27 protein-coding genes are annotated in these 21,871 nt (G+C 69.2%); 14 read left to right on the forward strand and 13 right to left on the reverse strand.

The features are described from left to right. The first annotated feature begins 27 nt into the window (after positions 1-27). Together ACIBEJ_RS45230 and ACIBEJ_RS45235 are read left to right on the forward strand one after the other, a co-directional pair. Positions 28-720: a TetR/AcrR family transcriptional regulator gene (locus ACIBEJ_RS45230; protein ID WP_397189160.1), complete on the forward strand. Its 693-nt coding sequence runs from the start codon at positions 28-30 to the stop codon at positions 718-720. 67 nt (positions 721-787) lie between these two features. Continuing rightward, positions 788-2,233: an FAD-binding oxidoreductase gene (locus ACIBEJ_RS45235; protein ID WP_397189161.1), complete on the forward strand. Its 1,446-nt coding sequence runs from the start codon at positions 788-790 to the stop codon at positions 2,231-2,233. Between the two features lie 267 nt (positions 2,234-2,500). Here ACIBEJ_RS45235 and ACIBEJ_RS45240 read toward each other — a convergent pair whose 3' ends face one another. Beyond that, on the reverse strand, positions 2,501-2,704 hold the full coding sequence (locus tag ACIBEJ_RS45240; protein ID WP_397189162.1) for a hypothetical protein: 204 nt from the start codon (positions 2,702-2,704) through the stop codon (positions 2,501-2,503). Positions 2,705-2,888: 184 nt separating this feature from the next. On the opposite strand from ACIBEJ_RS45240, the gene ACIBEJ_RS45245 reads away from it, so the two are divergent. Next, positions 2,889-3,077 (forward strand): hypothetical protein, encoded by a 189-nt coding sequence (locus ACIBEJ_RS45245; protein ID WP_397189163.1) that lies wholly within the window; start codon positions 2,889-2,891, stop codon positions 3,075-3,077. Positions 3,078-3,286: 209 nt separating this feature from the next. Here ACIBEJ_RS45245 and ACIBEJ_RS45250 read toward each other — a convergent pair whose 3' ends face one another. From ACIBEJ_RS45250 to ACIBEJ_RS45290, 9 genes are all read right to left on the reverse strand, one after another. Next, complete coding sequence (locus tag ACIBEJ_RS45250; protein ID WP_397189164.1) at positions 3,287-3,697, reverse strand: hypothetical protein; 411 nt, start codon at positions 3,695-3,697, stop codon at positions 3,287-3,289. Further along, entirely contained in the window at positions 3,694-3,870 is a 177-nt protein-coding gene (locus ACIBEJ_RS45255) for a hypothetical protein (RefSeq protein WP_397189165.1), read from the reverse strand. The genes ACIBEJ_RS45250 and ACIBEJ_RS45255 overlap by 4 nt, the downstream gene beginning before the upstream one ends. 44 nt (positions 3,871-3,914) lie before the next feature. Next, positions 3,915-4,244, reverse strand: a complete 330-nt coding sequence (locus ACIBEJ_RS45260; protein ID WP_397189166.1) for a hypothetical protein — start codon at positions 4,242-4,244, stop codon at positions 3,915-3,917. 176 nt (positions 4,245-4,420) lie between these two features. After that, on the reverse strand, positions 4,421-4,705 hold the full coding sequence (locus ACIBEJ_RS45265; protein ID WP_397189167.1) for a hypothetical protein: 285 nt from the start codon (positions 4,703-4,705) through the stop codon (positions 4,421-4,423). Next, positions 4,702-5,046 (reverse strand): hypothetical protein, encoded by a 345-nt coding sequence (locus ACIBEJ_RS45270; protein WP_397189168.1) that lies wholly within the window; start codon positions 5,044-5,046, stop codon positions 4,702-4,704. Before ACIBEJ_RS45270 ends, ACIBEJ_RS45265 begins: the two co-directional genes overlap by 4 nt. A gap of 25 nt (positions 5,047-5,071) precedes the next feature. After that, positions 5,072-5,935 (reverse strand): helix-turn-helix domain-containing protein, encoded by an 864-nt coding sequence (locus ACIBEJ_RS45275; protein WP_397189200.1) that lies wholly within the window; start codon positions 5,933-5,935, stop codon positions 5,072-5,074. Positions 5,936-5,950: 15 nt separating this feature from the next. After that, entirely contained in the window at positions 5,951-6,460 is a 510-nt protein-coding gene (locus ACIBEJ_RS45280; protein WP_397189169.1) for a DUF6879 family protein, read from the reverse strand. Further along, entirely contained in the window at positions 6,441-6,707 is a 267-nt protein-coding gene (locus ACIBEJ_RS45285; RefSeq protein ID WP_397189170.1) for a hypothetical protein, read from the reverse strand. The genes ACIBEJ_RS45280 and ACIBEJ_RS45285 overlap by 20 nt, the downstream gene beginning before the upstream one ends. A gap of 715 nt (positions 6,708-7,422) precedes the next feature. Continuing rightward, the gene (locus tag ACIBEJ_RS45290) at positions 7,423-7,989 is read right to left on the reverse strand and encodes a TetR/AcrR family transcriptional regulator (protein ID WP_397189171.1); all 567 of its coding nucleotides are present in this window, start codon (positions 7,987-7,989) and stop codon (positions 7,423-7,425) included. A gap of 73 nt (positions 7,990-8,062) precedes the next feature. Here ACIBEJ_RS45290 and ACIBEJ_RS45295 point away from each other — a divergent pair, with 73 nt between their 5' ends. Next, positions 8,063-8,854 carry an alpha/beta fold hydrolase gene (locus ACIBEJ_RS45295; RefSeq protein WP_397189172.1) on the forward strand — a complete coding sequence of 264 codons (792 nt, stop codon included), beginning with the start codon at positions 8,063-8,065 and terminating at the stop codon, positions 8,852-8,854. Between the two features lie 5 nt (positions 8,855-8,859). Continuing rightward, positions 8,860-9,345, forward strand: a complete 486-nt coding sequence (locus ACIBEJ_RS45300; RefSeq protein ID WP_397189173.1) for a methyltransferase family protein — start codon at positions 8,860-8,862, stop codon at positions 9,343-9,345. Here the strand turns inward: ACIBEJ_RS45300 and ACIBEJ_RS45305 are convergent. Further along, positions 9,326-9,694 (reverse strand): nuclear transport factor 2 family protein, encoded by a 369-nt coding sequence (locus tag ACIBEJ_RS45305; RefSeq protein ID WP_397189174.1) that lies wholly within the window; start codon positions 9,692-9,694, stop codon positions 9,326-9,328. The two genes, ACIBEJ_RS45300 and ACIBEJ_RS45305, sit on opposite strands and share 20 nt — an antisense overlap. A 55-nt stretch (positions 9,695-9,749) precedes the next feature. Here ACIBEJ_RS45305 and ACIBEJ_RS45310 point away from each other — a divergent pair, with 55 nt between their 5' ends. Both ACIBEJ_RS45310 and ACIBEJ_RS45315 read left to right on the forward strand, forming a co-directional pair. Continuing rightward, positions 9,750-10,373, forward strand: coding sequence for a CGNR zinc finger domain-containing protein (locus ACIBEJ_RS45310; RefSeq protein WP_397189175.1), 624 nt, complete (start codon positions 9,750-9,752; stop codon positions 10,371-10,373). Further along, positions 10,370-11,149 carry an MOSC domain-containing protein gene (locus tag ACIBEJ_RS45315; RefSeq protein WP_397189176.1) on the forward strand — a complete coding sequence of 260 codons (780 nt, stop codon included), beginning with the start codon at positions 10,370-10,372 and terminating at the stop codon, positions 11,147-11,149. Before ACIBEJ_RS45310 ends, ACIBEJ_RS45315 begins: the two co-directional genes overlap by 4 nt. Here the strand turns inward: ACIBEJ_RS45315 and ACIBEJ_RS45320 are convergent. Then, positions 11,133-12,062, reverse strand: a complete 930-nt coding sequence (locus ACIBEJ_RS45320) for an ABC transporter substrate-binding protein (RefSeq protein WP_397189177.1) — start codon at positions 12,060-12,062, stop codon at positions 11,133-11,135. The two genes, ACIBEJ_RS45315 and ACIBEJ_RS45320, sit on opposite strands and share 17 nt — an antisense overlap. A gap of 208 nt (positions 12,063-12,270) precedes the next feature. On the opposite strand from ACIBEJ_RS45320, the gene ACIBEJ_RS45325 reads away from it, so the two are divergent. From ACIBEJ_RS45325 to ACIBEJ_RS45355, 7 genes are all read left to right on the forward strand, one after another. Next, entirely contained in the window at positions 12,271-13,623 is a 1,353-nt protein-coding gene (locus ACIBEJ_RS45325; RefSeq protein ID WP_397189178.1) for an ammonium transporter, read from the forward strand. Next, positions 13,620-13,958, forward strand: coding sequence for a P-II family nitrogen regulator (locus ACIBEJ_RS45330; RefSeq protein WP_148033823.1), 339 nt, complete (start codon positions 13,620-13,622; stop codon positions 13,956-13,958). Before ACIBEJ_RS45325 ends, ACIBEJ_RS45330 begins: the two co-directional genes overlap by 4 nt. Before the next feature lie 46 nt (positions 13,959-14,004). After that, positions 14,005-16,371 carry a [protein-PII] uridylyltransferase gene (locus ACIBEJ_RS45335; protein ID WP_397189179.1) on the forward strand — a complete coding sequence of 789 codons (2,367 nt, stop codon included), beginning with the start codon at positions 14,005-14,007 and terminating at the stop codon, positions 16,369-16,371. A 223-nt stretch (positions 16,372-16,594) separates the two neighbouring features. Further along, entirely contained in the window at positions 16,595-19,573 is a 2,979-nt protein-coding gene (locus ACIBEJ_RS45340; RefSeq protein WP_397189180.1) for a nitrate- and nitrite sensing domain-containing protein, read from the forward strand. Positions 19,574-19,601: 28 nt separating this feature from the next. Continuing rightward, positions 19,602-20,024 (forward strand): roadblock/LC7 domain-containing protein, encoded by a 423-nt coding sequence (locus tag ACIBEJ_RS45345; RefSeq protein ID WP_084961465.1) that lies wholly within the window; start codon positions 19,602-19,604, stop codon positions 20,022-20,024. Positions 20,025-20,050: 26 nt separating this feature from the next. After that, on the forward strand, positions 20,051-20,407 hold the full coding sequence (locus tag ACIBEJ_RS45350) for a DUF742 domain-containing protein (protein ID WP_397189181.1): 357 nt from the start codon (positions 20,051-20,053) through the stop codon (positions 20,405-20,407). 43 nt (positions 20,408-20,450) lie between these two features. After that, a complete protein-coding gene (locus ACIBEJ_RS45355; RefSeq protein ID WP_397189201.1) occupies positions 20,451-20,981 on the forward strand; it encodes a GTP-binding protein in 531 nt (176 codons plus the stop codon). 95 nt (positions 20,982-21,076) lie between these two features. Here the strand turns inward: ACIBEJ_RS45355 and ACIBEJ_RS45360 are convergent, their stop codons facing one another. After that, positions 21,077-21,841, reverse strand: a complete 765-nt coding sequence (locus tag ACIBEJ_RS45360; protein ID WP_397189182.1) for a TetR/AcrR family transcriptional regulator — start codon at positions 21,839-21,841, stop codon at positions 21,077-21,079. Positions 21,842-21,871: the final 30 nt, after the last annotated feature.

Here is a 21,871-nt window from a genome sequence, read left to right on the forward strand (position 1 = left end):
ATGAGTGTCGTCGCCAGGAGGTCGGGCATGGCCCGGAAGGCAGTGAGGGCGCGGGTGGCGCTGTCGGGGCCGGCGATCGTGCGAGCGGCGATAGCGATCGCCGACGAGGACGGGCTGAGCGCGGTGACCATGCGCGAGGTGGCCCAGCGGCTCGGGGTGACCGCCATGGCGCTCTACCGTCACGTCGCGAACCGTGAGGTGCTGGTCGAGCTGATGATCGACCACGTCGTGGGCGAGTTCGCCTATCCCGAGCCCAGGCCGTCGGGCTGGCGCGAGACCCTGCGGGTCATGGCCGTCCAGGACTGGCGCTCCTACTTCGCCCACCCCTGGATGCTCGCCGCCACCGCCACCTCCGCCCCGCCCACGGGACCGAGGCAACTGGCCTCGATGGAGTGGTCGCTGACGGGATTCGACAACCTCGACCTTTCGGGGCCGGAGAAGCTCTACCTGCTGGGCGTCGTGAGTTCCTATGGCCGGGGGCTGGCCCTGACCTGGATCGCCGGCTTCCTCGCCGGTGGCGGGGACCGCGAGCGGACCGCGCATCGGTGGCGCGAGGGGCCGGACGCGCTGTCGTACCCGCGGCTGAACGAGGTCGCCGCCGCGATCGGCGCCGAGCCGGTCCCCGGCGGACTCATCGAGGAGGAGTTCGAGTTCGGCCTCGCACGCGTCCTCGACGGCATCCAGGTCTACCTTGAGCGGCGCGTCTTGTATACCTTGTAAACTCCAAGTAGTTTACGTCGTATACAAGGATGCGTGCTCAGGCGCCGCGTCCGGAAGGACGATCGCCATGACCAGCGAGCGCGCCCCGTTCCCGCCGGCTGAGCTGACCGCGTGGCGTGAGCACACCACGGGGGACGTCCTCGTGGCCGGTGACCCCGGTTTCGACCAGATCGTCGCCGAGGACGTGGTGGTCGCGACGCCCTCGGCGATCGTCCGTCCCGCCACGGCGGGCGATGTCGCCCGAGCGGTCAGGTTCGCCACCGAACACGGGCTGCCGGTGTCGGTGCGCGGCGGAGGCCACGGCGCCTTCGCCACGCGCGACGGGGACCTGCTGATCTGGCTTTCGCGCCTGGACGACGTGCGGGTTCACGGTGACGGCCGCGTCGAGATCGGCGGCGGGGCGGTGTGGGGCCAGGTCGCCCACGCCCTGCGCCCGCACGGACTCGCGCTCAGCTCGGGAGACACCAGTTCGGTCGGGGTCGGCGGGCTCGCGCTCACCGGCGGCGTCGGCTGGCTCGTGCGCGGGCACGGACTCACCTTGGACAACCTGGTCGCCGCCGAGATCGTCACCGCGGGCGCCGAAGTGCTGTGCGTCGACGCCGAGCACCATGACGACCTGTTCTGGGCGATCCGCGGGGGCGGAGGCAACTTCGGCATCGTCACCCGGTTCACCTTCCAGGCCCACCCGCTCCCGCCGAGCGTCTACTACGGCACGATCACCACGGCCAAGCCGTCGGCGGCGGGCATGGCCGAACTCCTCGGCCGCTGGCGCGACGTCCTGCACGCCGCCGACGAACGGCTGAACTCCACGACCTTCGTCATGCCCGCCGAGGGACGCTCCCCGGCGAACTGCCAGTTCTTCGTGCTCTGGGGTGGCGACGACGAGGACGAGGCGCGTACGGCGGTCGCCCCGCTCCTGGAGCTGCCCGGGATCATCCACACCAGCTTCGGCCTCCGGCCCTACGCGTCGGTGCTCGAGGACGGCGGCGAGCCCGACGGGCTGGAGAGCCTCGTGGAGAACGCCCTGGCTGACGTCCCCGAGTCCGAGACGTACATCGACGACGTCGTGATCGAGGAGCACAACGCCTTCGTCGTCCTCGACGACGCGATGATCACCCAGCTCGCCGAGCTGACCGAGCAGGTGCCAGGGGCGATTCTGAGCATCCGTAGCATGATCGGCGCCGTCAACCGGGTCGACCCTACGGCGACCGCCTTCGGCTGGCGGGACACCGAAGCGCTGGTGATCTTCACCGGCATCCTGCCGCCGGGCTCGGACGTTGCCCGGATCGAGGGGCAGTGGTCGGCCATCGGCTCCGGCCGCGGCACCTACGGCAACTTCCGGTACCCGACAGGCGATCCGTTCGGCTGCGGTGTGTACGCACCTGTGAACCGCGACCGCCTCATCGAGACCAAACGCCGTTGGGACCCGGGCAACCTCTTCGCCGGAAACCACAACATCTCCGTGGCACCGGCGGCCGGTGATCATGCTGTGGGCCTGCGAGGACTTCACTGATGCCCGGTCCCGGCAGTGGTGTGCGTCCACCCCTTGCCTTGGGCGGTATGCGCACGGCCGGGGCGTCCCTTTGAGCACCTCGTCGGCGACCGGGGCCATCAGTGTCATCCTGGCCCCGATCCTGGTCCCAGTGCGGACCTCGCGGGGGCGTGTGGCCGCGCCGGAAGTCCCCACGAGCGCGATCCCGGCCTCGGGCGGTGCAGAGGCCGGGATCGTGTCGTGTCTCGTTGCAACCAGCCGGGCTGGTTCGAGAGGGGCGGGCCGCCTCTAGAGGGGCAGGCCGCCGCCCGCCGCGCCGCCCAGCAGGCTGCCCAGCAGGCCCAGGAGAACGTTGGACGCCGGTGCGTCCGCCGCGGACACGGGTGCGGGCTTGGCCGCCTGGGCGTGCGCCGACAGCGTCGGCATCACCGCGATGGCGGTGCCAAGAAGCCCGATGGCCGTCAGCCGCGCCGCGGCCTGCATGATCGTCATGTGATCTCCTAGTTGTCTTCGAAGATGGTGGCGCTGATCTGGCGACCCACAGTCCAGCTCAGAACGTGGTCACCGGGCTCTGCTGCAACGCCCGCGTTGATACGACCCAGGCCAAACACCGACCCTTAACTGACCCCAGCACCTAAATCGAACAGGCGTTCGATCTTCTTGTAAGGTGTCCGCCATGAACGGCACCACTCGCATCGCCCTCACCGCAGCCCTGCATCCGGTACGGCACGCAGCCGAGGCCCTGGGCGAACTACCCGGCGGGCCGACGCTGGCCGGGGCGTTGGAGGCGTTGGAGCGGTTGCAGACGGAGACGGCCAGGGCGGCCACGCTGGTGCGGCACCTGGCCGACGAACACCGGGAGTAGAGCCCACGTCGGACAGATACGACCCGAACACCGCCAGCGGGCCTTGATCGCGTGGGCGATGCGCATAGGCGTTCGCCTCGCCCATGGCCCCCGGCGGTCGAGGCTGGCATTCCGGCGGCGCTCATCACTGGCTGCCCCGAGCGCGTACGTCGGCGCAAGCATGGTGAGATGGCGAATTGGCACAGGCCGCGCGGAGACCGTGTGATGTGCTACGGGATCAGGTCGATCTCGACCTCCGGCCACAGTTGAACGAGCGGGTACGGGTTCCAGGTAAGGACCGGCAGACATCGGCGCGTGGCGGCGTGCACGACGCTCGCCGAGGTCACCTGCTCGGCCGCGTACGGGCCGGCCTGTCGCAGCACCTCGGCCACTCCGGGCGCGCTCCCCGAGGTGAGGGAGTCGACGATCATCACGTCCGTCATGCCGAGCAGAGTGTCCAGCACCGGGACATGCCGGGCGTCGAGCTGCGCGAGGGCGGCGGTCAGCGCGGGTGTTGTGGTGACGATCGGGAGGATGTAGTCGGTGTGGCCGGCACGCGACCAGATCGCGGCTTCCACGTAGGGCGATTGACGGCGGCTCCAGGCCAGAAGGGCGCTGGAATCCAGGACGCGACCGATCACGCCGCAGTGCTGCGGCGTGCGGCGAACTCCTCGTCGCGCTGGCGGACGAGTTCGAGCATCTCGGCCGACGGCTCGCCGCCCATCAGCTCGCGGAGCTTGGCCAGGTTCGCCTGACGGTGCTCCTCGGGGTAGGGCACGCGCTCCTCGTCGACGGCGCCCGGCTGCTCGTCCATGTTCTCAGGGTACCCGCGGCCGGTGGGCGGCTACCAGCAGATCGTCAACAGAGGCTAAAGCGCAGTTCGTACCGGTCGCCCAGGTAGATCGCCTCCCGCACCGCCACCATTGCGCAGGTGTTGTCCTCGGGGGCGGTGACGACCTCCATGACCGGGCTACCTGGCCCCAGCCCGAGGTCGCGTATCTCCTGCCGGGTCGGCATCCGCGCCATCACCTCCGCAGTGCGGGCCACCACGGTCAGCCCGGCCCGCTTCATCGACTCGCGGTCGTCGTCTTGGAGCTCGGTCGGGTGGTCCAGCTCCGGCAGCGCGTCGACGAGCCGGCTCGGGTAGAAGGCGGGGACGTTGGCCACGCTCGGAGCTACGTCGGACAAACCGAGATCAAGCTGCGCACCGAGGACGCGGTGAGTGGATGGGGTTTGGTGGCCCCGCCAGTTGCAGGCGGGGCCACCTTCACGGCCGGCCCGAACACTGGGGGTGTTCCTTGGGCCTGCTGGACCAGCCGTGAGCTATGAGCGCCGGCTACCCGCGGGCAGCTCGCACAACGTGATCACGACGCCTTCTCGGCCGCGCTGACCGCGGCGGACTTGGCAGCAGAGGGCATCTTGACCAAGAAGTCCTTAAGGAAGGCAATCAGCAGTTGGTCAGCCCGGGCCTTGGCTTCCCCGCAGCTACCGAACTCCTCTGACGGCGAAGTGAGACCCTTCCGGTCCGGCAGCCTGGGGTAAAGCGTGAAGTCCCGGCCGTGCTGAACGATCGAGAACGCCTTGATCTCGCCGACCATCCCGTACTCGGTGTCTGTGAAGTACGGCTTCCAGTCGATCTCCAGCTTCATCGATCCTCCTCCTGCTCCGCGAGCAGCAGGTCCCACGGCTCGGTGTTGGGGCGCTTCTCCAAGTACCCGTGCGCTTCGGTCAGCTTCAGGTATCCGTCGTACCCGGCCGCGTCAGAGCGGTCACAGTCCGCAATCCCACGCGCCGCCAGCAACTCCCGGTACTCCTTCGGTATCCAGCTCGAAGGAAGCTGCTCCTCTGGCTCGGCGTCCGGCCCCAACGCCTCCAGTTCCTCAGGCGCAAGATCCCCTACGTAGGCCGTGCGCCCATTCAAGGTCTTGGGGCCTGACTGGCAGACCAACGGCGTCGTCTGGCGTCTGCATGGACTCTGTGCGGGGGCCATGCATCGACGGTAGGAGCGGTGTGATTCACGTAGCCAGAGAGTTGCTCGAAGTTCCTTGAAGGTGGCGACGGGCGGCCTCGATCTGCTCTTGCGCGGGTTGCCCGTAGACGGCTTGATCCCGAAGTGCGGAGAAAGTCCTGATGAAATAAGAGATATCCTCGGGACGAGACGACCGGAGGAGCCCAGTCCAGAACTCTTGCCGGACAAGTTGTTCATCAAACAAATAGAAGGCTTCACCTGGATAGAGGGTGCGTCGATGCCCTAGGGGAATGATCCCAACGAACACATAGGGCATTGCGGCTATCTCAAGCAGCCGGTCAAACTGCTCGCTCATGACATCGGCCCCGCCGATGTTGTTGTACAGGACAGAAGCTTCCAGGACGAACGAGAACGCGTTGGTACCAGTGCCTAGCAGCCGTTGACGGACAAGCCGGTTTCTTGCAGCCTCCTCGATGTCGTCTATCGGTAGACCATGGAGGCGGGCATGAATCTCGAACTGCGCCACCGCATAGCGGTAGGTTTGGAGGAATCCAGGAATGAACAGAGCTTCATAAGCCCGTAGAAGCTTCGTCTGCTCGTAGAGAGCTTGACTCCTGAGCTGAATGTGCTTCTGGCCTGCTCGCAACTCACGCCGATACTCAAGCCACATCTGCTCCACTTCGCGAAGCGTCGCGATCAACTCAGGGACCTGACCCTCGGCTCCACACGCTCCAGCCCACACCCGAATGTCCGATTCGGTTGGAGCCTGGGTGCCGTGCTCGATCTTCGAAACCTTGGTCTTGTGCCAGCCACAGAGGCTGGCCAACGCTACGCCGCTCAATTCTGCGTCGAGCCGGAGATCACGGAGGCGAACGCCGAATGCCTTCTTCGCCGCGTTCGACGGCTGCATGTCGGACACGGAGGCTCAAGCAGGCTTGTATTCGCGGTGGGGGATGGCGAGGTCCCAGGCCGCGCTGAATGCGTTCCGACAGAGGCTCACTACTTCAGGGTCACGGAAAAGTTGGATCTCTGAGCGTTCGTCACTCCCGCCAAGCACATTGAAGATGACGAGATCTTCGAGAACGAAACAGTCGTTGCCGGGGAGAGCCAGGGATGAAGCAAGGCGACGGGGAAGCCAGCGGAGTTCTTCTCCAGCATCTACGGCGGACCCGCTGATATCGACCGCCATTCGCTGGTATTCCGAGAGGGGTTCAGAGACGACGCGCACCCTGCGGATTGGCCTCCCCGCCGCAACCTCGGATGCCACTTTGTCTCGCCATGCATCTACAAAGCGGCTTACCGTCGCCTCATCACCGCGTCTCCACGCGTCGAACAGCTCGGCGTCGATGGCGTAGGTGTCCCGAAGCTCAAGCTTCAGGAAGGGCTTGCCCGCCCAAATCAACGCCGAACGCTGCTCAACTGAGATCAACTCCATAGCGCTCCTTCACGTACCTGCGGACGAACGCATCGACCGTTCGATCTGAGATCTCTATGAAGGTCTCATCGTCTGCCAGCCCCTTGAGCTGGGCCGCGACGCTCGAACCGCGCTTCTTGCCCTGGGCGATCCAGGAGTCTCGGTCCGTCGTGTAGAACGTCTCGCAGTCGTCGGCCCCGTGGGAATCGGGATCCTTGCAGAAGAATGTAGCCGTCAGATTGTCGGAGTCGCTGCGAGGTTGCTCCATGTTGCCTGCTCTCGACGTTGGTTGGCCCCATCCGAACTCACCGTGGCCATAGCAGTCAAGAGTCGGCGGATGCCGAGCGCGCACACGTAGGTCAGCACAACATCAGCACTGGTGCTGACAGCAACCGCCACAAACCCTGAACGACAGGAAGCACCAGGCTCGTGGCATGTGCCGTGAGCTGTGGCTATGACTTCTACTTGACCAGGTCAGACCTGATCTGCTGGGGAGCGTGGCGGACGATACTTGGACCGACCGAACCAGTGACCTCTTCGGTGTGAGGGACAACGGTTTCTCACCTCACAGAACACTCTGGGGGTCCGGGGACCGAACGCGGTGGCCCCTCGCAATTGGCTCCCACGGATCCTCTCCGCAGCAGGAGGGGAGCCGATGTGAGCGGAAATCAACTGGTACGGCCATGGCCACAGCGATGGGTGTTTCCTGAGGAGACACCAGTGGTTGCGCCCGCTACCTGGTCAGTGGCAACCCGATAGCCGGCAAGGAAACCCAGCGGGCCCACACCCCAACCGGCATGGGTGGGCAGGAGCTGGCTGGCCACCTAGCTGGGCAAGGGGTGGGGCCCTAATAAGACGCCCGAAGGACCGACGCGGGGTCGAGCCCCCGGCTCGACTGGAAGAAACGCCTGAGCGCCCTCACGCGCGAAGCGCGCCAAAAGCGATGACCTTGCCTTTGAGCGCCAAAGGCGATGACCTTGCTTTTAGGGGCGTAGGAGGCGGTGAAGGAAGTCTTCTACCGCCTCCTCCGCACCCTCCAACCCCACCCCCCTGGCCACCAACAGCACACTCTCGTTGATCGCGGCCAGCAACATGTGCGCGTACACGTCCAGTGCCCCCTCCGGCACCCTCCTGGTCGCCCGCAACGCCCCCTTCAGCATGCCGAACGCGTGCCGTTCCTCCAGCGCCCGCCATCTCTCCCACCCCAGCACAGCAGGCGCGTCGATCAGCACGATCCGCCGGATCGCCGGGTCGCGGGCCATCCTCACCCATGCCAGACACCCCGTCACCAGCGCCTCCGCCGGATCCGGCACGTCTTTCACGGCCTCCATCAACCGCACCCCCACCGACGTCTCCACCTGCTCAAGCACCGCCTCGAACAGCGCGTCCTTGCCCGAATAGTGGTGGTACAGGGCCCCGCGGCTCAGTCCCGTCTCCTGCAGCACGGCCTCGATGGAGGTCCCCTCGTAGCCCTGGTCGGCGAACAGGCGGCGGGCCACCGTGAGGACCCGGTCGCGGGTGGCCGCGCCACGTTCTGCCTTGAGGTTCATGCACCAACTCTAGACATACCGACCGCCAGTCGGTTATTTTCCAGACCGACAGTCGGTTTGTTTGGAGGCGTAGATGCTCAACCACATCGACGAGGGCCAGGGCCCGGCCACGCTGTTCGTCCACGGCGTGGGCACGAGTTCCTACCTCTGGCGCAACGTCATCGCCGAACTCCGCGGCGAACGGCGCTGCATCGCCCCGGACCTCCCCGTCCACGGCGGCAGCCCGATCACCGACGACCTCACCCTCCCCGGCCTCGCGCAAACGCTGGCCGACTTCTGCGACGAACTGGGCCTCGACCAGGTCGACCTCGTGGCCAACGACACCGGCGGCGCCGTCGCGCAGATCTTCGCGGTCCGCCATCCGCACCGGCTGCGCTCGCTCACCCTCACCAACTGCGACGTCCACGACAACACCCCGCCGGAGCCCTTCCGCCCCATCGTCGAACTGGCCGCCAAAGGCAAGCTCGTCCCTCTGTTGGAAGCGCTGATCGCGCATCCCGAGCTGATCGGCCAGAGCGTGTACGGCGACGGCTACCAGCGCATCGACGACCCCCAGGCCCTCGTCGAGGCGTACCTGCGGCCGATGTTCGCCAAGCCCGGCGGCGGCGCGGCGTTCGAGCGGCTGCTGGCCGGGATCGAGGCCAAGCAGATGGTGGCCATCGAGCCCTTGCTGACGGTGCTCGCCGTGCCCACGCTCGTGGTGTGGGGTACGGGTGACGTCTTCTTCGGCGTGGAGTGGGCGCGCTGGCTGCGCGACACCATCCCCGGCGTGCGGGAGGTCGTCGAGATCGACGGCGGCAGGCTCTTCTTCCCCGACGAGCGGGCCGCCGAGCTCGTCCCTCATCTTCGGCGTTTCTGGGGGTGACACGCGTGCGGAGGCCGGTCGCGGCGACGGTGACGTCGTTGTTCTTCGTCCTCGGGCCCGGACTGGTGGCCGTGGCGGGTCCGTGGCTGGTCACCGGCTGGCACTTCGCGCCCATGTGGCCGCCGGTGCGGGTGCTCGGCGGCCTCATGGTCGTGGCCGGGGCGGTGGTGATCGTCCCGGCGTTCGTGCGCTTCGTGGTGGAGGGGCTGGGTACGCCGATGCCGGTGGCCGCGCCGAGCCGTCTCGTGGTGGGGGGCTTCTACCGGTACGTGCGCAATCCCATGTACGTGGCCGTCGAACTGGCCATCGCCGGGCAGGCCCTGCTGTTCGGACGGCTGGACCTGCTCTGGTACGCGGCGGTGGTGGGGTTCGTCACGTGGTTGTTCGTGCGCTTGTACGAGGAGCCCACGCTGCGCCGTACCTTCGGGCAGGAGTACGAGGACTACCGCCGGACGGTGCCCGGCTGGATCCCTAGGCTCCGGCGGGGGTGACCTGGAAGACGGCGGCCTTCCACTCGCCGTCCTGGCGGACCAGCGTCGTCGTGGCGTGGTAGCGCACGGTCCGCAGGTCGGTGTCGTTCATGAGCACGTCGATCTCGACCAGGCTCGTGTGCACCAGGCTGTCCTCGGTGAGCCGGACGACGCGGTGGTCGGACTGGTCGGTGCGCAGGTACGGGTTGCGGTTCTCGGCGAAGCCCTTGAGGATCGCCGCCCGGTCGGTGACGACGCCCCAGGGGGAGACGCTCAGCGGCTCCGCGGTGAGGAACCGGTCGAAGAAGGCGGCGTCGCCGTTCCTGTTGGCCTCCCACGAACGCTCGGTCAGCTCGATGATCTCGTCCATCTTCGTCTCCTCCGATTACACCGGTTAAACTGGTGTCAAGTGTTACACTGCTCGTGTGGAGAGCGCAAGCGCGATGGTGCTGACCGGCGGCGACGGTCAGCGGTTCAGGTTCGACGCGGGCACGCTGTGCCTGGAATTCCTGCTCAGCGGGGCGGTGAACCCCTGGGAACGGCTGCACGCGCCCGCCGACCTGGCCGAGTGGATCGCCGGGTCGAGGCTCGGCGTGGACGGGCCGGTGCGGGTGGGCGACGGCGAACTGGCCGACGCCAAACGGCTGCGCGGCGCCGTGCTGTCGCTCGCCATGGAGGCGGTGAAGGACGAGGCGCCCGGCTTCAAGGTCGCCGGTGTGGCGGAGGTCAGGATCGACGCCGACCCGCCGGAGCCGCGGGTGGTGCTGAACGAACTGGCCGCCGCGCCGCCGCCGGTGCCCGTCATGGGGACCGGTCAGGCCAGGGAGTGGGCGTACCCGGTGACGGGGTCGCAGTTCCTGTCGGCGGTCGCCAGGGATGCGATCGAGCTGTTTTCCGGTGATCGGGTGGAACGTGTCCGCATGTGCGGCGGCGAACGCTGCTACCTGCTGTTTCTCGACACCTCGCGGCCCGGCGCGCGCCGCTGGTGCTCGATGGATCGCTGCGGAAACCGGCAAAAGCTCCGCACACGCCGTAAGATCATAAAATGAGTGATCTTGTCGGTGTTGTGGGGGCATTGCGCCGTTATCCGGTCAAGTCGATGCTCGGGGAAGACCTCGACATCGGCGAGATCACTGAGCGAGGGCTCTCCGGAGACCGGGTGCGCGCCGTCGTCGACGTGTCCACGGGCAAGGTCGCCAGTGCCAAGAACCCCAGGCTGTGGCGCGATCTGCTCACGCTCGACGGCGTCGCGCCGCCGGGGGACGCCGAACTGTCCCGGCTTTTCGGCCGAGAGGTACGGCTGGCCGACACACCCCCACCCGAGGCCGAGCTGGAACGCTCGATCCCGGAGGAAGTGCTCGAACGAGGCGTCGAGCAGGAGGTTGGCCACACCATCACCCATCTGGCCGCCGCCGCGCCCGGGACGTTCTTCGACTTCGCCCCGATCCACCTCATCACCACGGCGACCCTGCGGCGCATCGGCGAGTTGAGCGCGCGCGGACACATGGAGGCCGTGCGCTACCGCCCCAACCTCGTGATCGACACCCCCGGCGACGGCTTCCCCGAGAACGCCTGGGCCGGAGCCAGGCTCCGCCTCGGATCCGCGGAGCTGGAGGTCATCGTGGCCAGCCCGCGCTGTGCCGTACCGACGCTCGCCCACGGCGAGTTGCCCCGCGACACCGACGCGCTGCGCACGGTGGCCCGCCACAACCGCGTCGAGATCTTCGACATGGGCGCGCAACCGTGCGCCGGAGCCTACGCCCGCGTCCTGCGACCGGGCGAGGTGCGGATAGGCGACGAGGTACGGCTCACGCCAGCGGAGTGAGGTACTTGTCCAGGTCGTCCAGAATGCCGTTGGCCGCCTTGACGCCGATGCCGAGCATCCAGACCTCGTCGTCCACCGCGTGGGCACGGCCGGAGGTGACCGCCTTGAGCTTCTTCCACAGCGGCCCGCCGGTGACCTCGGCCTGGGACGCGGCGGCGGCCTCGCCGTAGGCGCTGTAGAAGAGGGCGTCGCCGTCGGCCTGGGCGATGTTCTCCTGGCTCAGCTTGCCGAACCGTTTGTCCTCCTGGGCGGCGAGCAACTGGGCCTCCGGGCGGCCGACGCCCGCGTCGCCGACGACGATGCCGCTGAAGGACTCGGGCCCGTACATGCGGATCTCGGTGGGCATGAAGCGCACGATGCTCAGCTTGAGCTTGGTGAACTTGCCGCCGACGGTCTTGGCGCGGGCCTCGTAGTCGGACATGAGCTTGGCCGCCTCGGCGGGCCTGCCGAGCGCCTCGGCGTCGAGCGCGAAGTTCTCCTTCCAGGTCACGCCGACCTTCTCGGTGAAGACCGTCGGCGCGATCTTGCTGAGCTTGTCGTAGAAGGCGGCCTGGCGGAACTTCGTGCCCAGGATGAGGTCCGGCTTCAGCGCGATGATCGCCTCCAGGTTGGGCTGCTGGAGGGTGCCGACGGGCTTGGTGTCCTTGAGCGCGTCGCCGAGATAGGCGGGCCACTTCTGGTTCTCGGCCGCCTGGGCCGCGCCGATCGGGGCGAGGCCCAGGGAGACCATCGTGTCGAGCTTGTCGGTGTCGAGGACCACGACCCGCTTGGGCGTCTCGGGGACCTTGGTCTCGCCCATGGCGTGCTTGACCGTGCGGGTGGCTCCGGCCTCCTCCGCGGGGGCCGCGGAGTTTCCGCAGGCGGCGAGGGCGAGAACGGGAAGGAGTGCGGCGATCGCCACAGGCAGGCGCATGAGAGGTGGTTCCTTGATCAGTTAGGTTAGGCGACCCTAAGTCTAGTGCGGGCCCGTATCGGCCCAAACGGGGGCTGTGCGGAGACCGAAACAAGGGCGAAACACCGTGGCGGGGAGATTCACGCATGCGAAACACGCCTGGTCGAGCAGCGAAACCCCGCGGAGCGACAGTTCCGGTCAGTCGCCAATGTGTAAGGAGGTCGCGTCGATGATCGATAGCGGCACTACCGCCTGGATGCTGGTGTGCACCGCTCTGGTGCTGCTGATGACTCCGGGCCTCGCGTTCTTCTACGGGGGCATGACCAGGGCCAAGAGCGTCCTCAACATGATGATGATGTCGTTCGTCAGCATCATCGTGGTGACCGTCGCCTGGGTGCTCTACGGCTACTCGCTCGCCTTCGACACCGCCGGGGACGGCACCGGATTCCTCAACAAGATCGTCGGCGGCCTCGACTACCTCGGGCTCAGCGGCGTCTACAACGCGGTCTACGAGGGCCTCATCGTCGCGGGAGGCAACGTCACGGCCGAGGCCGCGGCGGCCGACAACTTCCCGCTCATGGTCTTCTCCGCCTTCCAGCTCACCTTCGCCATCATCACCGTGGCGCTGATCAGCGGCGCGATCGCCGACCGGGCCAAGTTCGGCGCCTGGGTGGTGTTCTCCCTGGTGTGGGCCACGGTCGTGTACTTCCCCGTCGCGCACTGGGTGTGGGGCGGCGGCTGGCTGGGCCAGTTGGGCATCGAGGACTTCGCGGGCGGCACCGTCGTCCACATCAACGCGGGTGCGGCGGCTCTGGCTCTGGCGCTGGTGCTGGGCAAGCGTTCCGGGTGGCGTAAGGAGCCGATGCGGCCGCACAACCTGACGCTGGTCCTGCTCGGCACCGGTCTGCTGTGGTTCGGCTGGTTCGGGTTCAACGCCGGTTCGGAGCTGGCCCCCGACCAGACCGCCGGGCTCGCCTTCATGAACACGCAGGTCGCCACCGCCGTCGCGGCCGGGGCCTGGCTCATCGTGGAGAAGCTGCGCGACGGCCACGCCACCACGCTGGGCGCCGCCTCCGGCGCGGTCGCCGGTCTGGTCGCCATCACCCCGGCCTGCGGGTTCGTGGACCCCTGGGCGGCCGTGGTCATCGGCCTGCTGGCGGGCGTCGGCTGCTGCTACGCCGTCGGACTCAAGTACAAGCTGGGCTTCGACGACTCGCTCGACGTGGTCGGCGTCCACCTGGTCGGCGGCGTGATCGGCGCGGTCGCCCTGGGCTTCGTGGCCGCCTACCCGTTCCTGCCCGGCCAGAACAAGGGCATCCTGATCGAGGGCGGGCAGATCAGCCAGCTCGGGCTGCAGGTCCTCGGACCGGTCGTGGTGGGCGCCTACTCGTTCGTGCTGTCATGGGTGATCGGAAAGATCATCGACAAGACCATGGGCTTCCGGATCTCCCAGGAGGCCGAGGTCGCCGGAGTCGACGTCACCACGCACGCCGAGACCGGCTACGACCTCGGCAGCGTCCACGCCTCCGGTGTGGTCTCCTCCAACGGCCCGGTCACTGTCACGAAGAAGGTGGACGCATGAGGCTCATCACCGCCGTCATCAAGCCGTTCAAGCTCGATGACGTGAAGGCCGCGCTCGAACAGTTCGGCATCAAGGGCATGACGGTCAGCGAGGCCAGCGGGTACGGCAGGCAGCGCGGCCACACCGAGGTCTACCGCGGCGCCGAGTACCAGGTCGACCTCGTTCCCAAGGTCCGCGTGGAGGTCCTGACCGAGGAGGACGACGCCGAGGACGTGATCGACGTCATCGTCAAGGCCGCCCAGACCGGGAAGATCGGCGACGGCAAGGTCTGGTCGGTCCCCGTCGACACGGTCATCCGGGTGCGCACGGGAGAGCGAGGCCCCGAGGCGCTGTGACTCCGCCGCGAAACCACACTCGCCGCCGGGAGACCAGGGAGGTGTCGTGAGAGGAGAGGCGCGCTCCTTCGCCGCGGCCCGCGCCTCGCGGGCCGCCGACACCGACCGCTGGCTCAAGGACCTCTTCCGTACGGCAGGCGAAGGCACTGGCACGAGGCCGGGCGACAACATCGGGATGAGCCCCGGCACCATCGGGATGAAACCCGGCACCGGCACCGGAATCAGGGCCGGTGAGAGCCCCGGCTTGAAGGGCGCGGACGGCACCGGTGCGAAGGTCGGCGACGGCGGCGGCATGGCTCTGATGGCGGTCGGGAGCCTGGGGCGGCGGGAGCTGGCCCCCGGCAGCGACCTCGACCTGGTCCTGTTGCACGAGGGCCGCGACGACATCGCCGCCGTCGCCGACCGTGTCTGGTACCCGGTCTGGGACTCGGGCGTGGGCCTCGACCACTCCGTGCGTACCGTGGACGAGGCCGTCCGGGTGGCCCGCGACGACCTTAAGGCCGTGCTCGGACTGATCCAGGCCAGGCACGTGGCCGGCGACCCCGAGCTGACCAGGAAGGCCAGGGAGGCGGTGCTCGCCGAGTGGCGGGCCGAGTCGCGCCGCCGCCTGGCCGAGCTGCGGGTGGCGGCCGACCGGCGGGCCGATAGCAGCGGCGAGGTCGCCTTCCTGCTCGAACCCGATCTGAAGGACGGCCGCGGCGGCCTGCGCGACCTTCAGGCGATGCAGGCGGTGGCGGCGGCCTGGGTCGCCTCCGCGCCGGGGCCGAAGGCGCGAGAGGCGTACGAGTTCGTCCTGGACGTGCGGCACGCGCTGCACGTCGTCACGGGCCGCGGCGCCGACCGCCTGGTGCTGCAGGAGCAGGACGCGGTGGCGGGGCTGCTCGGCCTGATGGACGCCGAGGCGCTGATGCGCCGGCTGGCGGAGGCGGGCCGTACCATCGCGCACGCCTTCGACGTGACCTGGCGGGCGGTCGACCGGCTGGTGTCCGGCCCGAGCCCGCGCGGGCGCCGCCCGCTGGCCGACGGCGTGGTGGAGCACGGCGGCGAGGTCGTTCTGGCGCGCGGGGCCGATCCGCGCAAGGACCCGGTGCTGGTGCTGCGCGCGGCGGCGGCCGCGGCCGGGTCGGGGCTGCCGCTGGCGCCCGCGACGGTCACCGTGCTGGCGGCGCAGTCGGCGCCGATGCCGGTGCCGTGGCCGGAGGAGGCGCGGGACGCGCTCGTCGCGGTGCTCGGCGCCGGGCGGGCCGCAGTGCCGGTGTGGGAGGAGCTCGACCAGGCCGGGATCCTGGTCAAGCTGCTACCCGACTGGGAACGTGTGCGCCACCGCCCGCAGCGCAACCCCATCCACCGCTTCACCGTCGACCGCCACCTGGTCGAGACGGCGGCCGGCGCCGCCGCGCACACCCGCGAGGTTTCCCGTCCCGACCTCCTGCTGATCTGCGCGCTCTTTCACGACATCGGCAAGGGCTGGCCGGGCGACCACTCGGCCACGGGCGAGGTCGTGGTCCGCGACATCGGCGCCAGGATCGGGCTGCCCGCCGCCGACGTGGAGGTCCTGGCCACCGTCGTCCGCCACCATCTGCTGCTGCCCGAGACCGCCACCCGGCGCGACCTGGACGATCCGGTCACGATCGAGAAGGTGGCCGGGACCGTGGGCTCGCGCGAGGTGCTCGATCTGCTGGCCGCGCTGGCCGGCGCCGACGGGCAGGCCACCGGGCCCGCCGCCTGGAACGCCTGGAAGGCAGGGCTGGTCGCGGACCTGGTGCGCAGGGTACGTTCCGCGCTGGCCGGCTCGCCGCCGCCCCAGCCGCCGAGCCTGTCGGCGGCGCAGGTGGCGCTGGCCAGGCACGGCGGCGGCGCCGTACGCGTGAACGGGGGAGCGGTCACCGTCGTCGCGCCCGACCGGCCGGGCCTGCTGTGGAGCGCCGCGGGGGTGCTCGCCGCGCACCGGCTGGTGGTGCGTTCCGCCTCTTCGGCGGCCGCGGGCGCCACGGCCGTGATCGAGTTCGCGGTCGTCCCCGAGTACGGCTCGCCGCCGGACCCCGCGACCCTCGAAGCCGATCTCCGCCTGGTCCTTGCTGGCCGCCTTGACATTGAGCAACGTCTGGCCCGCCGTACCCGCTCGATGAGACCCGCTCGCGTTCCCGTCGCTCCACCCCGTGTGACGTTGGTGGACGACGCCTCCGCGACCGCCACCGTGGTGGAAGTCAGAGCCCATGACAGGCCGGGGCTTCTGTGGCGTATTGGCAGGGCTTTCGGGGAATGTGGGCTTGACGTACGCGCCGCCCGAGTGGAGACTCTCGGCGCGGAGGCGGTGGACGTCTTCTATGTGGTAGACCGTGCCGGGCGCCCCCTCAGCGACGGTGCGCAGAGGACGCAAGTCCGCGATCTCGTGCTTGCAGCACTGCGGTAACCAACAACACACATTCTGCGGTCACATTTGTAACGATTGTGTCCGTTTTGCCTGGTACGTGAGTTGCTGCGGATACTTTGTGGACGGCTTTACGACCCGTTGAAGACGGGATGATTGAGGGGTAACGACAGCAGTGACTACGGGGAGTTCCGAGAGCGGCCTCGCCGCGAGGCGGGACCGCGCGAGGCGGTCGCTGCCGAAGTTCAGCCTGCGCAACTGGCGTGTGCGGTGGCGTCTGACCGCGCTCATCCTCGTGCCCACCGTGGCCGGCGTGGTTCTCGCGGGCGCCCGGGTGGTCACCTCCGTCGAAAGCGTCAACGTCTACGACCGCGCGGCCTCTGCCGCCGAGCAGAGCGGGCGTATCCGCGACCTCCTGCAGACCGTCGGTCTGGAGCGTGACACAGCGACGTGGATGTACACCGCGGGAGCCGCGGGCAGAGAGCTCAAGGGCGCCTACACCGCCCGCCAGAAAGAGGTCAACGACCAGGTCAAGGCCCTTCAGGACGACCTGACCGCCATGGCCGACTACGGCCCCCGCGTCGAGCACGCCGTCACGATGGTCCGCACCTCGCTCAACCTGGCCAAGATCCGCGCGGACAAGGTTCCGACCGCCTACCGCGGTCTCACCGACGCTCTGCTCAGCCTGCACGACGAACTGAGCCTGCTGACCCAGGACGCCTCGACGATCGGCTACCACCGCGGCCTCAGCGCGCTCGCGCGGGCCAAGGAGGAGATCTCCCAGCAGCGCTACCAGCTCCTCATCGGCTACTACCGCTACCGCGCGGTCGACGCCCAGGAGGCCCAGCGCTTCATCGCCTCGCACTCCCGCCAGCTTGAGGCCCAGGCCGACTTCGGCGCCGAGGCGGGCGTGGAGTTCGGCATGAAGCTGCGCAACGCGCTGCCCCCCACCGAGTACTACGGCACCGAGCTGACCAAGGCCCGCGCCATCGTCCTCGCGGGCAACAAGGAAGCCGGAGCGGTCTTCAGCAACCACCTCATCGAGGACCCCAACGTCTGGTTCGACGACAACAGCAAGGTCATCGACGCCATCGGCGGCGTGGAGAACGAGGTCGCCCAGCGGCTCTCGGCCCGCGTCCTGGAGCTGAAGAACGCCGAGATCCGCGCCGCGGTCGTCGCCGGTGTCGCGATCCTCCTGCTGCTCGTGGCCGTGCTGCTGTTCACCGTCGTCATCGCCCGCTCGATGGTCTCGCCGCTGCGCCGGCTGCGCACCGAGGCGCTCGACATCGCCGGCTTCCGCCTGCCCGACGTGGTGCGCAAGCTGCGCATCACCGGTGACACCAGCGCCGGCGAGGTGCGGCCCATCGACATCGAGGGCCAGGACGAGATCGGCGAGGTGGCCAAGGCCTTCGACGAGGTCCACCGCCAGGCCGTACGGCTGGCCGGCGAGGAGGCCGAGCTCCGCAGCAACATCAGCGCGATGTTCGTCAACCTCTCGCGCCGCACCCAGACGCTGGTCGAGCGGCAGATCTCGCTGATCGACGGCCTGGAGAAGGGCGAGCAGGACGGCGGCCGCCTGGCCGACCTGTTCAAGCTCGACCACCTGGCCACCCGCATGCGGCGCAACTCCGAGAACCTCCTGGTCCTCGCCGGGCACGAGCCCACCCGACGGCGCAGCCAGCCCGCCAAGCTCGTCGACGTCGTGCGCGCCGCGCTGTCGGAGGTCGAGGACTACGAGCGGGTCCAGGTCAAGGTGCACCGTTCCACGTCCGTGGTGGGCAGCGCCGCCAACGACCTCGTCCACCTCGTCGCGGAGCTGGTCGAGAACGCGATCCAGTTCTCGCCCAAGAACAGCCAGGTGATCGTCTCCAGCAGCATCATCGAGGGCGGCGGCGCGCTGCTGTCGGTGAGCGACGCCGGCATCAGCATGACCGAGGAAGAGATGGGCGAGGCCAACCGGCGCCTGGCCGAGCCCCCGGTCGTGGACGTGTCGGTCTCGCGGCGTATGGGCTTGTTCGTGGTCGGCCGCCTGGCGCTGCGCCACGGCATCCGGGTCCAGTTGCGCAAGGGAGAGGGCGCCGGGCTGATCGCCATGGTGCTGCTGCCGCCGACGCTGATCCCCGACGGCTCGCAGCCGCAGCCCAACGCCCAGCGGCCTGCCTTCGGTGGCGGCACGGTGACCTCGCCGACGCCCGCCTTCGGCGCGCCCGCGCAGAGCTTCAACTCCTTCGGCGGCTACGACTCGCAGGACCTCACCGCCTCGCGCGGACGGCTGACCGGCTTCACCGCCGACACCGACGGCGGCGCGTTCCGGCAGGACAGCGGGACCTTCCCGTCGTTCCCGAGCAACCCGCAGCCGCAGCAGCCGTCCCCGCAGCCGCCGCCGCAACTGCCTCAGCGCGGCCAGGGGCACCCGTCGTTCCCCAGCGTCGAGCAGCCGTCCTACCCGAGCGTGGAGCAGCCGTCCTACCCGAGCGTGGAGCAGCCGTCCTACCCCAGCGTCGAGCAGCCGTCCTACCCGAGCGTGGAGCAGCCCTCCTATCCCAGCGTGGAGCAGCCCGCCCAGGCCAGGGAGAACACGGGCGCCTTCCCGGTGTCCCAGCCCACCTCCGAGGTGCGGCCCGCCTACCCGCCCTCCACCGGAGCCTTCCAGCCGCAGGCCCCTGTGCCCGGCGGCGCGTACCCGACGCCGCCCGCAGGCAACAGGGCGCCGGCCCGGCAGCCCTACGGGACGCCGGAGCCCAGCTTGGGAGGCGAGCACTGGCGCAGGGACGTGCCCTCGGTGGACGTCTCCCCGATGGAGCCGGAGCAGGAGGAGTTCCTGCCGATCTTCGCCTCCGTCGAGTCGGCCTGGTTCCGCCGGCCGCGGGGGGAGACGGACCGGGAGGCGGACCAGGCGCCGGTGGAGCGGGCGCCCGAGTCGCCGGAGTTGCCCCGGAGGGATGAGGCTGCACCCCCGCAGGCCGTACCCTCTGGGGAGGAAACGTGGCGAACCCCCGCCGACGCCGGATGGCGCGCGGCGGCGGCCGCCAGCGACCCCAGTCTCGGCGGACTCACCTCCGCCGGGCTGCCCAAGCGCACGCCCAAGGCCAACCTGGTGCCGGGCACGGCGGGCCAGCAGGCCCAGCCGCTCTCCCCGATGCCGCCGGTGTCAGCGGATCGCATCCGCAGCCGGATGGCCAGCTTCCAGCAGGGTGTGCGCCGCGGTCGTGCGGAAGTACGTGAACAGGAGGAACAAGAGTGAGCGAGCGTCCTGCCGCTAGGGAGGTAGCGTGACTACCCTTAGCCACGAGGCGCACCGGTTCGACTGGCTGATCACCGACTTCGTGAGGAACACTCCCGGGGTCGCGCACGCCGTCGTCGTCTCCGCCGATGGGCTGTGCCTGGCCAGTTCCGAGGGCTTCCCGCCGGACCGTGCCGATCAGCTCGCCGCCGTGTCCGCCGGGCTGCTCAGCCTGACGGTGGGCGCCTCCCGGGTCTTCGAGGGCGGCGCCGTCACCCAGACGGTCGTGGAGATGCAGCGCGGGCTGCTGCTGGTCATGGCGATCAGCGACGGCTCCGTGCTCACCGTGCTGGCCGCCCCCGACTGCGACATGGGGCTGGTGGCCTACCAGATGACGCTGCTCGTCGACCGCGCCGGCCAGGCACTCACGCCGGCCCTGCGCGCGGAACTCCAGGCAGCCAGGACGCGGTGATGCGATGAAATCGATGGGACAGGCCCGTGTATGGCAGTGACGGGGACGACGAGCCCCTGTTCCGCCCCTACGCGGTAACCGGCGGTCGCTCCGAACCGCGCTACCACCTGGCCATGGAGACCCTGGTGTCCTCCATGTCGATCCCTGACGACGAGTTGTCCCTGCTCACGCCAGAGCAGGATGCCATCATGCAACTCTGCCGCACCTTCCGGTCGGTCGCCGAGATCTCGGCCCTGCTCCGGGTTCCGCTCGGAGTGGCGCGCGTGCTGGTGGCGGACATGTCCGACGAAGGACTCGTCCGGCTCCACCAGCCGCATCTCGCGCAGGGACAGCCAGACCTCAACATGCTCGAAAGGGTGCTCAGTGGCCTACGACGCCTATGATCAGAGCGCGGGCTCGAACGCCGGCCTCACATCGACCAAGATTGTGGTCGCGGGCGGTTTCGGCGTGGGCAAGACGACGTTCGTGGGGGCGGTCTCCGAGATCCTCCCGCTCACCACGGAGGCGGTCATGACCGACGCCTCCGCGGGCATCGACGACCTCGGCATGACGCCGAACAAGCAGACCACCACGGTCGCGATGGACTTCGGCCGGCTCTCGCTCGACCGGGACCTGATCCTCTACCTGTTCGGCACGCCCGGCCAGCACCGCTTCTGGTTCATGTGGGACGACCTCGTGCGCGGGGCCATCGGCGCCGTGGTCCTGCTCGACACGCGCCGCCTGGCCGACAGCTTCCCCGCGATCGACTACTTCGAAGAGGCCAAGCTGCCCTTCGTCGTGGGCGTCAACGGGTGGGACGGGCAGTTCCCGCACGGCGAGGAGGAGGTGCGGGAGGCGCTGGCGCTGCCCGCGCACGTCCCGATCGTCCGCACGGACGCCCGGCACCGCGACTCGGTCAAGGCGACGCTCATCGCACTGGTCGAGCACGTGGTCCGCCTGCGCGCCGCGCACGTCTGACCCATCGTCGGGTACGGCCCGGCGGTCCCCTCCCCGGCGGGGCGGGACCGCCGGGCCGTACCGCGTCTTCAGGCCGGACGCGGACCCTCGCGGGTTCAGCCGGCGCGTCGCCCGATGAGGGCCTCCACGCCGTCCAGCACGCGCTCCAGCCCGAACTCGAAGGCGTGCTCCGCGCTGTAGGCGCCGCCCAGGGCCTCGCCCGCCGCCTGCCCGACCCGCGCGGCCGTCGGGAAGCGGGAGGCGTCGCCGATGCGGGCCAGGAAGGGCGCGTGGGCGGCCCACCACTGCTCGTCGCTCATCCCGGTCTGCGACTCGGCCTGCGTGGCCTCCACCGCCCCTCTGGCAGTGCCGTGGACGAACCCGTTGACGAGCGTGAGCACCGCGTCCATCTCCACGTCGGTGAGGCCGATGCCGTCCAGCGCCCGCAGTTCGTAGTCGTACTTGGCGGTGACGTTGGGGCCGAGCACCGGCCGGGAGGTGGCGACCTGGAGCAGCCAGGGGTGGCGCAGGTAGAGCCGCCAGTTCTCCCTGGCGATGCGCGAGAGCCGTTCACGCCACCCGCCGGGAGGGTCCTCGGGCCGCTCGACCTCGCCGTAGACGGTGTCGAGCATGACGTCGAGAAGTTCCGGCTTGCCCGGCACGTAGGTGTAGAGCGACATCGTCCCCACGCCCAGCTTCTCGGCGACCCTGCGCATGGACAGCGCCTGCAATCCGTCGGCGTCGGCCACCTCGATCGCGGCGCGCACGATCCCGCCGACGCTGAGGTCGGGCTTGCCCTTACGGCTGACGCGTTCGCTGGTCCGCCAGAGCAGCGCCAGGCTGCGCGCAGGGTCTCCCTTGCCGGTGTACTCGATGGTCACCGTTCGTACGGTACACCGTACGGCCGGGCC

The organism is Nonomuraea sp. NPDC050790 (assembly GCF_044456745.1).
Lineage (GTDB): Bacteria > Actinomycetota > Actinomycetes > Streptosporangiales > Streptosporangiaceae > Nonomuraea.

What these genes read in the sequence shown, in the direction of transcription:
- ACIBEJ_RS45230 (WP_397189160.1), top strand. Translation starts at nt 28, where the DNA reads ATGGCCCGGAAGGCAGTGAGGGCGCGGGTGGCGCTGTCGGGGCCGGCG.
- ACIBEJ_RS45235 (WP_397189161.1), top strand. Translation starts at nt 788, where the DNA reads ATGACCAGCGAGCGCGCCCCGTTCCCGCCGGCTGAGCTGACCGCGTGG.
- ACIBEJ_RS45240 (WP_397189162.1), bottom strand. Translation starts at nt 2,704, where the DNA reads ATGACGATCATGCAGGCCGCGGCGCGGCTGACGGCCATCGGGCTTCTT.
- ACIBEJ_RS45245 (WP_397189163.1), top strand. Translation starts at nt 2,889, where the DNA reads ATGAACGGCACCACTCGCATCGCCCTCACCGCAGCCCTGCATCCGGTA.
- ACIBEJ_RS45255 (WP_397189165.1), bottom strand. Translation starts at nt 3,870, where the DNA reads ATGGACGAGCAGCCGGGCGCCGTCGACGAGGAGCGCGTGCCCTACCCC.
- ACIBEJ_RS45265 (WP_397189167.1), bottom strand. Translation starts at nt 4,705, where the DNA reads ATGAAGCTGGAGATCGACTGGAAGCCGTACTTCACAGACACCGAGTAC.
- ACIBEJ_RS45270 (WP_397189168.1), bottom strand. Translation starts at nt 5,046, where the DNA reads ATGGCCCCCGCACAGAGTCCATGCAGACGCCAGACGACGCCGTTGGTC.
- ACIBEJ_RS45275 (WP_397189200.1), bottom strand. Translation starts at nt 5,935, where the DNA reads ATGCAGCCGTCGAACGCGGCGAAGAAGGCATTCGGCGTTCGCCTCCGT.
- ACIBEJ_RS45280 (WP_397189169.1), bottom strand. Translation starts at nt 6,460, where the DNA reads ATGGAGTTGATCTCAGTTGAGCAGCGTTCGGCGTTGATTTGGGCGGGC.
- ACIBEJ_RS45285 (WP_397189170.1), bottom strand. Translation starts at nt 6,707, where the DNA reads ATGGAGCAACCTCGCAGCGACTCCGACAATCTGACGGCTACATTCTTC.
- ACIBEJ_RS45290 (WP_397189171.1), bottom strand. Translation starts at nt 7,989, where the DNA reads ATGAACCTCAAGGCAGAACGTGGCGCGGCCACCCGCGACCGGGTCCTC.
- ACIBEJ_RS45295 (WP_397189172.1), top strand. Translation starts at nt 8,063, where the DNA reads ATGCTCAACCACATCGACGAGGGCCAGGGCCCGGCCACGCTGTTCGTC.
- ACIBEJ_RS45305 (WP_397189174.1), bottom strand. Translation starts at nt 9,694, where the DNA reads ATGGACGAGATCATCGAGCTGACCGAGCGTTCGTGGGAGGCCAACAGG.
- ACIBEJ_RS45315 (WP_397189176.1), top strand. Translation starts at nt 10,370, where the DNA reads ATGAGTGATCTTGTCGGTGTTGTGGGGGCATTGCGCCGTTATCCGGTC.
- ACIBEJ_RS45320 (WP_397189177.1), bottom strand. Translation starts at nt 12,062, where the DNA reads ATGCGCCTGCCTGTGGCGATCGCCGCACTCCTTCCCGTTCTCGCCCTC.
- ACIBEJ_RS45325 (WP_397189178.1), top strand. Translation starts at nt 12,271, where the DNA reads ATGATCGATAGCGGCACTACCGCCTGGATGCTGGTGTGCACCGCTCTG.
- ACIBEJ_RS45330 (WP_148033823.1), top strand. Translation starts at nt 13,620, where the DNA reads ATGAGGCTCATCACCGCCGTCATCAAGCCGTTCAAGCTCGATGACGTG.